A 13588-nucleotide genomic window follows, 5' to 3' on the forward strand; every position below is an offset into this window, starting at 1 on the left:
TTTAAAAACCGATGGAATTGCCGCCGTCTACCGCCAGGCTGGCGCCCGTAATAAAACCGGCCGCGTCTGAGGCAAGGAAAACCGCCGCCAGGCCCACGTCTTCGGGCTTGCCCAGCTTTTGCATGGGTGTGCGGCCCAGCACTTTGCTTTTGCGCTCCGGGTCGTTGTTCAATGCTTTGGCAGACATTTCTGTTTCAATAAACCCCGGCGCAATGCAGTTGATGCGGATGCCGGCGGGAGACCACTCCACTGCCAGCGCTTTCGTCATGCCTTCAATGGCAGACTTTGCGGCGGTGTAGGCGATCACCTTCGGGATGCCGTAACGGCTGGCCATAGAGCTGACCATTACGATGCTGCCTTTCCTGCGCGGGATCATCTTGCGCGCCACTTCGCGGGAGAGCGCAAATACGGCGGATTGATTAGTACGCACTACGTTCTCGAATTCCGCGTCCGTTACGTCCAGCGCATCTTTTTTCAGATGGATGCCGGCGTTGTTCACCAGTACGTCAATCGGACCGAAGTCTTTTTCGATGCGCTCTACCAGCGCCGGGATATTTTCCAGCGCAGAAAGATCCGCGGTGATAAACGATGCCTGCGGTCCCAGTTCTTTCACCGCATCCTGCAGCACGTTTTCCCTGCGGCCGGCAATGATCACCCTGGCTCCGTAACGGATAAAGGTGCTGGCCATGGAAAGGCCAAGGCCCGAGCCTCCGCCGGTAACAAGTACCAGCTTGCCTGACAGATTGAACTCATTCATGTTCACTATTTTTCTTTGGCCATAGCCTGGCCGGCAGTAGTAACATAGTATTTCGCGATCATATTCATCACTTCCCAGTCGGGCACCTTGCCTGCTTTCAGGAATTGCAGGTAACGTTGCAGCACTTCTGTAAAGTGGGCCTCATGGCCGGTTTTCAGATTATCCGGGATCTGTATTTTCCAGCGCTTATCCTGCTTTTCCAGCGTAATGCCGGGGTATTTTCCGGCGAGCTGCTGGATGGCGGCCTGTAATGCCTGTTCGTAACCTGCTTCAGTGGTAACCGGCTCAACATAGATCTCCGGTTTCCAGTTCTCTTCTTTTCCCTGGCGGATCACGATGTTGGCCCTGGTGCCGCGGGCAATGGCGTAGTGGGAGTCTCCACCGCCTTCAGGCGCCTGGAAGTTCCATAACGCAGACGCACGTACGTTTATTCCTTTCACCGCATAATGCAGTGTACCGTTGGCGGCTACTTCCACGATGGTATCCTGTTTTACGAACGATTTCAGGAAGTCCGGGAAAGCGGCGGCGCCGGTGATGGTGCTGAACTGGCTGAGCGTAAGCGGTGTTCTCCATTTGTCTGCTTTGGTCAGCTTGATGTCTGACTGGTAGCTGAGCGCCGTGGTGTCGAACAGCATCCAGTGTGCGAGATCTACCAGGTGAGTGTTCACGTCCACGTTGGCGTCGCCCTGCTGGGAAGGATCGAAGAACCAGGCCGGCCGGCGGAGCGGCTTACCGGATACCATTTTATAAAAATGATGGATGCTTTCAATTTCGATGGTGGGCTTCTCTACCGTGCCGGGCTGCAACTCGCCGAATACCGCGGGCTGGTGGATCAGCTCTTTTTGCAGGATATTGGTGATCTCGGAGCGTTCGGTCATGATGTCGTACAGCAGCACTTTTTTTTCAGCGGCAGCTGTGAAAGAATTTTTCAGCGACTCGAAATCTTCCGTGGTAATGGCCATTGGTTTATCCGCGAGCACATTCATACCGGCCTGCACCGCGGTGCTGATGTATTTGGTTTTGTCGTGGTTATTCCCGGCAATCACTACCACGCTTCCTTTCGGGCCGGCGGTCATTTTTTCCAGGAAGTCCGGTCCGGTATACACCTCTTCTTTCCAATGAGTAGGATTATCCGGCCGGGAGTTATATTGGTTGATGAGGCTCATGTGCGCCTCCAGTTCCGGGCCTTCGGGTGCGTACACGTTCACGACGCTGTCGATGCCGGGAGTAGTGCTTTTCTGGACAAGGGCGGCATGGAAGTGCCCGGGAGCCAGGGTGATGAGGTGTACCATCTGTTGTTGTTCTTCTTTTGGTGCCGGGGGATTGCAGGCCGCTGCCAGGAGGGCTGCTCCCATGATGTAGCTGTTGTATTTCATGGTTTGCGTTTGTGTTTATTCATACCGCACCGGCGTGGCCGGGCTGGTGGCATAAGCTTTTGAAAGGTCGCGGCGGCCACTCTGGCTCACCACCCAGCGGAGGCCTTCATACAGGTGGTTCACAAAAACGGGCTCAGCATAGTCCCGCATGTGATGGCCCAGCGAAGTGAACCAGATATGCCCGCCATCGAAGTGCTGGTACCATACCGCGGGATAATTATTACCGAAAGAGCCCTGGTTTTTGGCGAGTATGGTGTCGTTCACGATCTTCAGGCTGGATACATCATGCGCCATCAGCGTTTTGATGCCGGGATACATTTCCTTTGAAAAATAACATTCGTCCTCCCGCGTCCATACTTTCGGCACATTGGCCATAGACGGGTGTTTAGGATCTATCACCTGAACGGAAAATTGCTGGAATTTCGCATGCCAGCTGAAAGTTCCGCCGATCATCATCTTGAACCAGGTCCACTTACGCTCCGTGCCGATAGCCGAGTGAACCCCCATAAACCCGCCGCCGGATTGAATATAGCGCATGAAAGCCACTTTTTGTGCATCCGTATCAAAAACTTCGTTGTTGGTACTGGCGAAAACGAGCGCGTCATATTTGCCGAGGTTCTCGTCGGTAAACACCGAAGGGTCTTCGGAAACATCCACCGCAAACCCGTGATCCGTTCCCATCTTTTTAAATGCCGCTACGGCGCTGGGAATATTGTCGTGCACAAAACCCTTCCCGTTTTTGGTATAAACCAGCACGCGGGTCTTTTTCCAGTTCACCTCCGCCGTGCCGGCAGTGGAGCGGCAGGCCATGCCGTATACGGCGAAACAAAATAATACCAGTAAAATGAATGGTCTGTTAAAGCGCTTACCTGTCATATGCAGAGAAAATAATTAAAAGTGGAATACGTGGCGGCTCCCAGTTTCATAACGCGGCCGTGATTAAAAGTAATCATCCCATATGGGGAAACCAATAACCGCGTGACAATTAGCCGCTTCACCCGCAATTACAACGTTTGAACATGCGGATGGCCGGTACTCTCTTTCATTGTTTTTTGGTAGTTGTTTCTTGAACGATGATATTTCGTCCGTTATAAAAACACATCTCCAGGCATTGTTTGCAATCGATTGCCTTAAAGATATAAATATTCTTTTCTTTATGAAAGTGCGAACAAGTGCAGGAAGGAGTTTTAACAGGGTTTACCGCATAAAAAAAGCGCTCGGACATCGAGCGCTTTTTTCGTGGTGAGGGCCGGGATCGAACCGGCGACACATGGATTTTCAGTCCATTGCTCTACCAACTGAGCTACCACACCAGGCATCCCGTTTGTAAAGGGGAATGCAAAAGTAAGACAATCTTTCAAAAAACCAATAGGTTAGGAAAAATTCCTCGTCAGTTACCGTATTCCACGAGGAATTTGATACGCATCAGTTTCAGCTGTTCGATCGTGTATTCCCCTTCCGTCAGTTCTTCCTTGGCCACTTGCAGGCTGGATGTTTCACAGCCTTTGAAGTATTCGATGATCTCGTCCTGCGCATAATCGTCCAGCTCCTCATCGATGCAATAATCCAGGTTCAGCTTGGTACCGCTGGCTACGATGGTTTCCATTTCGTCCAGCAGCTGGGGGATGCTTAATTCTTTGTTTTTGGCGATGGTTTCCAGCGGCATCTTTTTATCGATGTTCTGGATGATGAAAACTTTCAGGCCGCTTTTGTTGACCACACTTTTCATCACGAAGTCGTCCGGTTTCACGATGTCGTTCTCTTCCACGTATTTCGAGATCACGTCCACGAACTTTTTACCGTAGCGGATGGCCTTGCCTTTGCTCACACCCTGGATCTTTTCCAGTTCCTGCACGGTGGTGGGGTATTGCGTCGCCATGTCTTCCAGCGAGGTTTCGAGGAAGATCACAAACGGGGGCAGGTTCTTTTCCTTGGCTACTTTTTTGCGGAGCTCCTTCAGCATTTCGAACAGCACAGTGTCTGCCGAAAGCGTGGCTTCGCCGCCTGCGTTCTCGTCATCGTCGCCGCCATCTTCATCAAACTGGTGGTTGAGCGCCACGTAGATGGAGAAAGGCTTTTTCATGAATTTCTTACCCTTGTCCGTGATCTTGAGCAGGCCGTATTCTTCAATATCCTTTTCGATGAGGCCTTCCAGCATCATCTGGCGCAGCAGCGAGTTCCAGAAATGCGCGTCAAATTCTTTCCCTTCTCCGAACACATCCAGCTTATCGTGCTGGAAAGTGCTGATCTGCGGGTTGGATTTGCCGGTGATGATATTGATCACATAATCGGAACCGAAACGCTCTTCGAGGCTGGAAATAGCCTTTAAAGCGATCACCACGCGGTTCTTCACCTCTATCTTTTCCTTCGGGTTGCGGCAGTTGTCGCATTTGCCGCAGTTTTCCGTTTCATATTTCTCGCCGAAGTAATGCAGGATCACTTTGCGGCGGCAAACGGCGCTTTCGGCGTAGGCCACGGTTTCGTTGATCAGCTGGGCGCCCATTTCCCGTTCGGAAAGAGGCTTGTCCCGCATCAGGTGCTCCAGCTTCTGCACGTCTTTATAGGAATAAAAACAAAGGCAAAGCCCTTCCAGCCCGTCGCGGCCGCCACGGCCGGTTTCCTGGTAATAGTTCTCCAGGCTTTTCGGAATATTGTAATGTATAACGAATCGTACGTCAGGCTTGTCTATCCCCATGCCGAAGGCGATGGTGGCCACGATCACCTCCACTTCCTCCATCAGGAACATATCCTGGCGCAGGGCACGGGTACCGGAGTCCAGGCCGGCGTGGTAGGCTACAGCTTTGATGCCGTTGGCCACCAGCATGTCTGCCAGCTCCTCGGTGGTTTTGCGGTTCAGGGTATAGATAATGCCGCTTTTGCCTTTATGCAGGTGGATAAACTTGACAATTTCCTTGATAGTCTGATCCTTCTTGCGTTTCGGCCTGATCTCGTAATAGAGGTTGGGGCGGTTGAAGGAGGAAATGAAGATCTCGGGCGTTCTCAGCTCCAGGTTCTTCACGATGTCGCTCTGCACCTTGGGCGTAGCCGTAGCCGTAAGGGCGATAACGGGCAGGTTGGTGCCGATCAGGTCTATCATTTCCTTAAGGCGCCGGTATTCCGGGCGGAAGTCGTGCCCCCATTCGGAGATACAATGCGCTTCGTCTACCGCGATAAAAGATATCTCCAGCTCGCGGAAGAAGTCGATATTCTCTTGTTTGGTAAGGGTTTCAGGCGCTACGTACAGCATTTTGGTTTTGCCGGACTGCAGGTCTGTGCGCACTTTTTTGATCTGCGCCTTGGTGAGGGTGGAATTGAGGAAATGCGCCACGTTGTCTTTGCTGCTGTATGAACGTATCAGGTCTACCTGGTTTTTCATCAGCGCAATCAACGGGCTCACGATAAGCGCCACCCCGGGGCTCATCAGTGCTGGCAGCTGGTAACATAAAGATTTACCGCCACCTGTTGGCATGATCACGAATGTATCTTTTCCGGAAAGTATGCTTTTAATAATCTTCTCCTGATTCCCTTTGAAGGAATCGAACCCAAAATGTTCGTGTAATGCATCCAACAAACTTACCTTTGCAACAGCCATCACATTTATGTTTTACTTGTAATTCAGGCGTAAACCGCCTGCCGATAGATGAAAATTATTCAACATGTATTTTTGGGGGACACGAAATTACTGAAAAAACCCCTTTGTGTCAATATAAATTATATGGTCGCGGCCCCTTGCTTAAAAAATGATAAATTTGCAGTTGTCGCATGAAACAGAAGACCACCGTAAATATCCGGGAAACAGGGAAAAGGACCATCAGGCTGGAATCTGCTGCCATTGAGAGTTTGGAGCAATTTATCGATGATGACTTTGAACAAACAGTGGAGCTGATCGCCCGCTGCCAGGGCCGCGTGGTGATCACCGGCATCGGCAAAAGCGCTATCATAGCCCAAAAGATAGTGGCAACCCTCAATTCCACCGGCACACCTGCTTTATTTATGCACGCTGCAGACGCTATTCACGGCGATCTGGGGATGATCACCCCGGACGATGTGGTGATGTGCATATCCAAAAGCGGGGAATCGCCGGAGATAAAAATACTGGTTCCCCTGGTAAAAAACCTGGGCAATACCCTGGTGGCCATCGTAGGGAAAGTGGATTCCTACCTGTCGCAATCGGCACATTTTGTGCTCAATACGTCAGTTACACAGGAGGCCTGCCCCAATAACCTGGCCCCTACATCCAGCACCACGGCCCAGATGGTAATGGGCGACGCGCTGGCGGTTTGCCTGATCGAGATGAAAGGGTTCACGGCGGAAGACTTCGCGAAGTTCCATCCGGGCGGCACTTTGGGGAAAAAACTCTACCTCAGGGTAGCAGACCTCAGCCGTCTTCACCAGGTGCCGAAAGTAAAGCTGGAAAGCACCCTCCGCGAAGTGATCGTGGAAATATCCTCCAAAATGCTGGGCGTTACCGGCGTGGTGGACGGGGAAGACCGCCTTCAGGGCATTATTACGGACGGAGACCTGCGGCGTATGCTCGAAAAGAACATGGACGCGGCCGGGGTAAAAGCCGGGGACATCATGAGCCGCAACCCCAAAACCATCCAGCACGACGAGCTGGCGGTGAATGCGCTGGAGCTGATGCGGGAATACGACATAACGCAACTCCTGGTCATGAAAGGTGATCAGTATCATGGAATTATACATTTACACGATTTAATCAGAGAAGGAATTATTTGAGCGATGACACCGTTGAACAATCATTTTTACGTGGCCATTATGGCCGGAGGTATTGGCAGCCGTTTCTGGCCTTATAGCCGCACGGACTATCCCAAGCAGTTCCTGGATATCCTCAATACGGGGAAAACCCTCCTGCAATGGACCTACGACAGGTTCACGCAGTTCATTCCTGAAGAAAATATCTACGTGGTTACGCACCACCAGTATGCAGATACTGTAGGCAAACAGCTGCCCAACCTCCCGGTAGCCAATATTGTGAGCGAGCCCTCCAGGAAAAATACTGCGCCCTGCGTGGCGTATATTTCCCACAAGATCCATAAAAAGGACCCCAAGGCCAGTATCATCTGCGCCCCGGCGGACCATCTCATCATGGATCCTACCAACTTCACCAGCACCTGCCTCAACGCGCTGCTCTTTGCACAAAAGAACAACGCGCTGCTCACGCTCGGCATCAAGCCCACCCGGCCGGATACCGGCTACGGCTACATCCAGTACGAAACAGAGCAGGTGGCGGATAACGTGTACAAAGTGAAAACCTTCACCGAAAAGCCCAACCTGGAACTGGCCAAAACCTTCCTGAAAAGCGGGGATTTCCTTTGGAACGCCGGCATTTTTGTGTGGAATTCCAAATCCATCCTGCAGGCCTTTGCCGCATACCTTCCCGAAATGGACGAGCTGTTCGTGGCGGAGCACGAGGTACTGAACACCCCGAAGGAAAAAGATGTGATAGACCGCATCTATTCACAATGCACCAACCTCTCCATCGATTACGGCATCATGGAAAAGGCGGACAATGTGTATGTGATCCCTTCCAACTTTGGCTGGAGCGACCTTGGTACCTGGGCTTCCGCGTATGAGAACCTGGAAAAGGATTACCTGGGCAACGCCGTACAGGGAAAGAACGTGATGGTGATAGACGCCACGAAATGCATGGTGAAAGCGCCGAACGATAAGCTGGTGCTGCTGCAGGGGCTGGACGATATGATCGTGATAGACACTACGGATGTGCTGCTGATCTGCAAAAAAGAGAATGAGCAGCAGATCAAGGAGTATGTGGCGGAAGTGAAACGCCACAAGGGCGACAAATACATGTAAGCTGAACGCACAAGACATAAAAAAAGCCGGAAGTGACTGCTCTTCCGGCTTTTGCTTTTTCAGGCTCAGGCTGTTTGTTCCACCACGTGCAGCGGTTGTCCTATCCGCTTGGTATGCTCGTGGAAGGTTACCACGCCTGTCTCAACATCATACATGGCTCCTATGATGCCTACTTCGCCGCGGTCTATCAGGCCCGCGAGAATAGAGCTTTGCTCAAGAATGGTTTGTACCGAGCGTTCGGTGTGAATATTCGCTACTGCATCCACGAAATCCGGGTTCCTGGAAGTACGGTTCTCTTTAAAAGTTTTTTCCTGGAATACCGCCGGGCGGATCTTGCCCAGCAGGCCGGTGAGGTTGCCCATTTCAACGCCGTCGCAGGCGCCTTTGATGGCTCCGCAGTGCGTGTGGTTGAGCACCACGATGATCTTTGACCCGGCTACTTTGCAGGCGTATTCCAGGCTGCCCAGCACGTTATCGGAAATAACGGCGCCGGCTAAACGAATGCTGAAGATGTCTCCCAGCCCCTGATCGAAGATCAGTTCGGCGGAGGTACGGCTGTCCATACAGCTCACGATGGCGGCAAAAGGCCACTGGCCTTCCTTGGTTTCGTTCACTTGCTCCAGCAGGTTGCGGTGCGCGCGCAGGTTGCCAACGAATCTTTCGTTGCCCTTACGCAGTATTTCAAGGGCGGTTTCCGGAGTAAGGCTGTTCTGAATGTCTTTATTTAACGTCCTCATTTTTGTCTTTGTTTTAACTGTTCTTGATTTACGTTTACTGGTATTTCTCTGAAAAGGCCTTGCCTGTATACTCAATTGACTGATAACTCTTTTAAAAGGTCCTTGTGCGTACCGTTGGTAATGGTAACCGGCGGCTTTTCCTTTTCCTGGTGGTGCTCCAGGAATAAATGGTCGGTATTGTTGATCTTGTATGCGTCTTTAAATCCTTTCAGCACCACTTTGATCTTTTTCTGCGGAGCCTTGATCTGGGTGAATTCCCGGATAATATCCAGCACATCCTGGTCGATATAAACGGTTTTGCTCGCATCTATCACCACGGTGCAGTTTTCCGGCATTTTATCCAGCGTAAGCAGGATGTTGGCTTTATTGAGGAAAGATACTTCCTGGCTCAGCTCAAGGTTGAACAGGTCGCCGGTACGGTATTTCTCTTTTTGGAAGAAGTACGGCGCTTTCATGTTGCCGATCATGATGAACAGCACGCTTACGCCGAGGCCTACGGCCACGCCCATCAGCAGGTTGGTGAACACGATCACCAGCACGGTTACCATGAAGGGGATCCACTGGTATTTGCCTTTGGCGAACATCGCCTTGAACACCGTGGGCTTGCACAGCTTGTAGCCGGTTACCAGCAGTACGCCTGCGAGGGTAGACAGCGGGATGTGGTTCAGCAGCACCGGTATCAGCGCGGCGCACACCAGCAGCAGCAGGCCGTGGGTCATGGTAGCCAGCTTGGTGCGGCCGCCGGCGTTGATGTTCGCGGAAGAACGTACGATCACGGAAGTGATGGGCAGGCCGCCGATCAGGCCGCTGGCCATGTTGGCAATACCCTGCGCGCGCAGTTCCTTGTTTGGATCGGAATATCTTTTCAGGGGATCCAGCTTGTCCGTGGCTTCGAGGTTCAGCAATGTTTCGATAGAAGCTACCAGCGCTATGGTGGCGCCGGTGATCCATATCTGCCCGTTCACCAGCTGGCTGAAATCAGGCAGCGAGAACTGGCTGACAAAGCCGTTGAAGGATTCCGCTACCGGCAGCGTTACCAGGTGCGATTGCTCGAGGGCGAGGTTTGAACCGGTCGCGATAAAAAGCTGGTTAAGGCCAACGCCTGCAAGAACGGCCACCAGCGCTGCCGGGATAGCTCCCAGCTTAGGCACTTTAGACCAATACAGCAGGATGAAGATAGAAACCAGCGTAATGACCGCCGCGCCTAATTGTATATGCCGGATGCTGTTCAGCGCGGAGGAAATAATGTTTTCCCCGCTTACCTGGATGAAAGCAAGCTGTCCTTCCGCCTGCTCATCGTGCCCGAAGGCATGAGGAATTTGCGTAAGGATGATGCTGATGCCGATAGCCGTCAGCATACCGGTAATAACGTTCGACGGAAAGTAGTTCGCGATGATGCCTGCTTTAACGAAACCGAGGATCAGCTGGAGGCCGCCGGCAATAAATACCGCCATCAAAAAGGCTTCAAAAGAGCCCAGTTTGAGGATGGCGGCGGCAACGATAGTAATGAGCCCGGCGGCAGGACCGCTCACGCTGAGCTGGGAGCCGCTGAAAAAGCCTACCACCAGGCCGCCTAACATACCGGCGATAAGGCCGGAAAACAGGGGAGCGCCCGAAGCCAGGGCTATACCCAGGCACAAGGGGATAGCAATAAGGAATACAACAAGGCCGGAGGACAGGTCGCCCTTGATATTGGAGAAGATAGAAGTCTTCGTACTCATCTTTGAATGGTTTATACAGATACCTGGCACTGAAGCCGCTCCTGTTGCATGCAGTCATGAAATGCGTGCAGGAATGGTTCGCAAGGCCGCGTGCAGAAAGACGGAGCGGCAAAACCGCGGGTATGCGGGTATGCATAAAGCCGTCAAATCAGCCGCAGTTGCGGGATCGGTGCCTGATCTGTTCTTGATACAATTAAAAAAAGGGGAAAGCATGGCGTGAAGGCACGCATGCGGAGGTTATCTAAGCTTACGCCACGTTGGGAGGAGGCGTCTGTATTTCCTGGATGGGACTCGCGGGAATCTCTTCGTAGTAATTATAATTAAGGGTGCTTAGAAACAATTCGGGGTTCAGCTCGGTTTCCATCTCTGCATAACGGTGAAAGTTCAGGTCGCCGGTGAGCTTGGGCCCTTTAGAGGAACAGCCCCCTTCCACATGCTCTTCCACGATCTGGTTACAAAACAGCAGTTTCCCCACCTCCTTGATCGGAAGCATCTGAATGCACATCAGACTTATGAGAAATATACTGAGTAACTTTTTCATCGATTTCTTATACAAAAGCAAAAATAAGCCCCTAAAACTATAAAACATAGTCCGCAAGGTCAAAAAAATGTTAAATCAAATGATAAGAGATTATAAACCTTGCACTTACAGTTGATAGCAGTCCGTGTTGTTTATCCCTTCCTGAAACCGTTCATCACAAATCCGGCTGTCTCAAAAACTCCCACCGTTCTTATTTCTCAGCCACCATGGCCGATTTCCCACATTTCAGCCGGTAATGTTCAAAGCAAATTAGTTTGCAATCTAGGGTATTGTGTATTGCATAGTAGTAAATTCTTTCTATCTTTGTATCGTCAAGCTGATATATTGGTCGGCTGGCATTAAAAAAGCTCACTTGCCATGAATATAGACAACACACAATCACAGATGAGAAAAGGGGTGCTTGAGTTCTGCATCCTTTCCATCATCAAGCAAGGCGAGGCTTACCCTTCAGACATTATTGAAAAAATGAAAGAAGCGAAGCTGGATATCCTGGAAGGGACCTTATACCCGCTTTTAACACGCCTTAAAAATGCGGAACTGCTCACCTACCGCTGGGTGGAAAGCAGCTCGGGGCCCCCGCGGAAATATTTTTCCATGACCGATAAAGGAGAGCTCTTTTACCGGGACCTGGAAAATACCTGGAACGAACTGGCCAATGCCGTGCAGCAACTCACTCAACCTAACACCATCCAATAAACGACCCATCCGTTTACCTAAAACCTAAAAACAAGATTGGAAAATGAAAAAGATCATCAACATAAACTTGTCCAGCCGCCTGATCCCCATAGAGGACAGTGCCTACGAGATCCTGCGGCAGTACCTGGACAGCCTCAAGCGTTACTTCTCGCAGGAAGAGGGTGCAGATGAGATAGTGGGAGATATCGAGAGCCGCATTGCAGAGATATTCCAGGACAAGATCCGTAAAGGCGCACATTGCATCACCGATGAGGATGTGCAGGCCATTAAAACTTCCATGGGCACGCCCGAACAGTTCGGGGAAGAAGCCGGTGGCAGTGCGAATACCAATCAATCCAACACCTCTTCTTCCGCCTCCGATTCATTCGCACCGTACATCCGCCCCCGTAAAAGATTCTACCGCGATACCGACAACAAAGTGCTGGGCGGCGTATGCTCCGGCCTGGGCGCTTACTTCAACGTGGACCCTATCGTGTTCCGCATCATTTTCGCCCTGATGGCCATTGGCCTGTACGGCGGCGGCATCGTGCTCTACTTCATTCTCTGGTTTGCCACTCCGGAGGCCGTAACAGCCGCGGAAAAACTGGAAATGCGGGGCGAGCGGGTAGACCTTAACAATATCAAGGCAACCGTGCAGGAAGAAATGAACACCTTCCGCAGCCGCATGGAAAAAATGGGAGACGACGTCCGAAATTTTTCGGAGGGCCGCGGGAAACAGTTCGGTAGAGATGCCGGATCTGCAATAGAAGGGTTCTTCCGGGGGATCTTGAACGTCATCGGCTTCATGGCCAAAGGCTTCTTCCTGTTCCTCGGCGTGGTGATGCTCTTCTTATTGGTGGTGGGCCTCATTATGGCCGCTATCTTTTCCGCGGTCCTTGCTCCGGTTAAAGACCTCATTTTCGACTCAGGCGCGCAGACTGTTCTTTTCTGGCCCGCCGTGGCACTGCTGATCGGCATTCCCATTCTCGCGCTGGTACTGTTCCTGGTGCGCAAAATGACTGGTATCAAACAAACGAATAAATACGCAGGTTACACCCTGGGCTTCTTTTGGATCCTGGGTCTTGTTTTCGCCGTATGGCTGACCGTTTCCGTCACAAAAGATTTCACCGGCGCCAAGCGTTATGTGAAGGAAGATGTGTTCATCACCCAGCCTTCCAGCGGCCGGCTGGTGATCCGCAAGGCGGAAGATATGCTGGTAATAGACGAGATGAACATCTTCGATGGTCTCCGGGTTGTGGACGATACCGCCATCATCGGCGACATCAGGATGTTTTTCCGCGAAAGCCCAACAGATAGCTTCTCTGTGGAGGTAAAAAAAGCCTCCCATGGCCGGACTTCCAGTCAGGCGGCTATGCTGGCCAATGAGATCAGCTACAAGATCCACCAGAAAGATTCCGTGCTGCTGGTCCCCGGAGGCTTCTCCATCCCCCGCCATTCCCTCTACCGCAACCAGGAAGTGGAGATCTACGTGTATGTGCCGAAAGGCCGCAAAGTGACCGTGGACCGCGATGTACGCCGCATCATCAACGACTGGGGCCACAAATGGTGGAGGAACCACGATTACGACTGGAATGAAGAGCGCGTGATCGAAATACAGATGAACGAGAACGGCTGGGAGCCTGAAGTGAGGGAAGACCCGGCGCAGCGCGGAACGGATTCGGTATACCAGAACTACCGCTACCAGGGCCCCCGCGGAAACGCTGCGCCTGCGAAAGAAGCGCCGAAAGAGAATACCACGCCTGTGGAAGACAGCAAACAAAAAGATTCAGGCGCGGTGAAAAATAAGCGGAGCACGGCAATAGGACTACTGACCCTTGTTTTCAGCAACGCTTTTACCAGATAACCTGACAAAATTTCGTCACAATAAGTTTAGTTTCACAATATTCTGATAAAACCGCGGTATCCACCGCGGTTTTTTGCTTTAAGAG

At 51.6% G+C, this 13588-nt stretch carries 11 protein-coding genes and 1 tRNA gene; 4 read left to right on the top strand and 8 right to left on the bottom strand.

What is annotated here, in order from left to right:
- Window position 1: 1 nt before the first annotated feature.
- From ACTJIK_RS02505 to recQ, 5 genes are all read right to left on the bottom strand, one after another.
- Entirely contained in the window at window positions 2-757 is a 756-nt protein-coding gene (locus tag ACTJIK_RS02505) for an SDR family NAD(P)-dependent oxidoreductase (RefSeq protein ID WP_440644704.1), read from the bottom strand.
- Window positions 758-762: 5 nt separating this feature from the next.
- The gene (locus tag ACTJIK_RS02510; RefSeq protein WP_440644705.1) at window positions 763-2133 is read right to left on the bottom strand and encodes a putative oxidoreductase C-terminal domain-containing protein; all 1371 of its coding nucleotides are present in this window, start codon (window positions 2131-2133) and stop codon (window positions 763-765) included.
- A 15-nt stretch (window positions 2134-2148) separates the two neighbouring features.
- Window positions 2149-3009 (bottom strand): ThuA domain-containing protein, encoded by an 861-nt coding sequence (locus ACTJIK_RS02515; protein WP_440644706.1) that lies wholly within the window; start codon window positions 3007-3009, stop codon window positions 2149-2151.
- A 364-nt stretch (window positions 3010-3373) separates the two neighbouring features.
- A tRNA-Phe gene (locus ACTJIK_RS02520) sits at window positions 3374-3446 on the bottom strand.
- A 77-nt stretch (window positions 3447-3523) separates the two neighbouring features.
- A complete protein-coding gene (gene recQ, locus ACTJIK_RS02525; protein ID WP_440644707.1) occupies window positions 3524-5725 on the bottom strand; it encodes a DNA helicase RecQ in 2202 nt (733 codons plus the stop codon).
- 170 nt (window positions 5726-5895) lie between these two features.
- Here recQ and ACTJIK_RS02530 point away from each other — a divergent pair, with 170 nt between their 5' ends.
- Together ACTJIK_RS02530 and ACTJIK_RS02535 are read left to right on the top strand one after the other, a co-directional pair.
- Window positions 5896-6870 (top strand): KpsF/GutQ family sugar-phosphate isomerase, encoded by a 975-nt coding sequence (locus ACTJIK_RS02530; protein WP_440644708.1) that lies wholly within the window; start codon window positions 5896-5898, stop codon window positions 6868-6870.
- Window positions 6871-6873: 3 nt separating this feature from the next.
- Window positions 6874-7965, top strand: a complete 1092-nt coding sequence (locus tag ACTJIK_RS02535) for a mannose-1-phosphate guanylyltransferase (RefSeq protein WP_440644709.1) — start codon at window positions 6874-6876, stop codon at window positions 7963-7965.
- Between the two features lie 65 nt (window positions 7966-8030).
- On the opposite strand, the gene ACTJIK_RS02540 is transcribed toward ACTJIK_RS02535, so the two are convergent.
- From ACTJIK_RS02540 to ACTJIK_RS02550, 3 genes are all read right to left on the bottom strand, one after another.
- Window positions 8031-8702, bottom strand: a complete 672-nt coding sequence (locus ACTJIK_RS02540; protein WP_440644710.1) for a carbonic anhydrase family protein — start codon at window positions 8700-8702, stop codon at window positions 8031-8033.
- Between the two features lie 71 nt (window positions 8703-8773).
- The gene (locus ACTJIK_RS02545; protein WP_440644711.1) at window positions 8774-10423 is read right to left on the bottom strand and encodes a SulP family inorganic anion transporter; all 1650 of its coding nucleotides are present in this window, start codon (window positions 10421-10423) and stop codon (window positions 8774-8776) included.
- 247 nt (window positions 10424-10670) lie between these two features.
- Complete coding sequence (locus tag ACTJIK_RS02550) at window positions 10671-10916, bottom strand: hypothetical protein (RefSeq protein WP_440644712.1); 246 nt, start codon at window positions 10914-10916, stop codon at window positions 10671-10673.
- A gap of 405 nt (window positions 10917-11321) precedes the next feature.
- Between ACTJIK_RS02550 and ACTJIK_RS02555 the strand changes: the two genes are divergently transcribed.
- Window positions 11322-11660 carry a PadR family transcriptional regulator gene (locus ACTJIK_RS02555; protein WP_120518891.1) on the top strand — a complete coding sequence of 113 codons (339 nt, stop codon included), beginning with the start codon at window positions 11322-11324 and terminating at the stop codon, window positions 11658-11660.
- Window positions 11661-11703: 43 nt separating this feature from the next.
- Window positions 11704-13503, top strand: a complete 1800-nt coding sequence (locus ACTJIK_RS02560) for a PspC domain-containing protein (RefSeq protein ID WP_440644713.1) — start codon at window positions 11704-11706, stop codon at window positions 13501-13503.
- Window positions 13504-13588: the final 85 nt, after the last annotated feature.

Origin of the sequence: Chitinophaga sp. 22620 (assembly GCF_052044405.1) — a bacterium.
In the GTDB taxonomy this organism is placed as follows: domain Bacteria; phylum Bacteroidota; class Bacteroidia; order Chitinophagales; family Chitinophagaceae; genus Chitinophaga.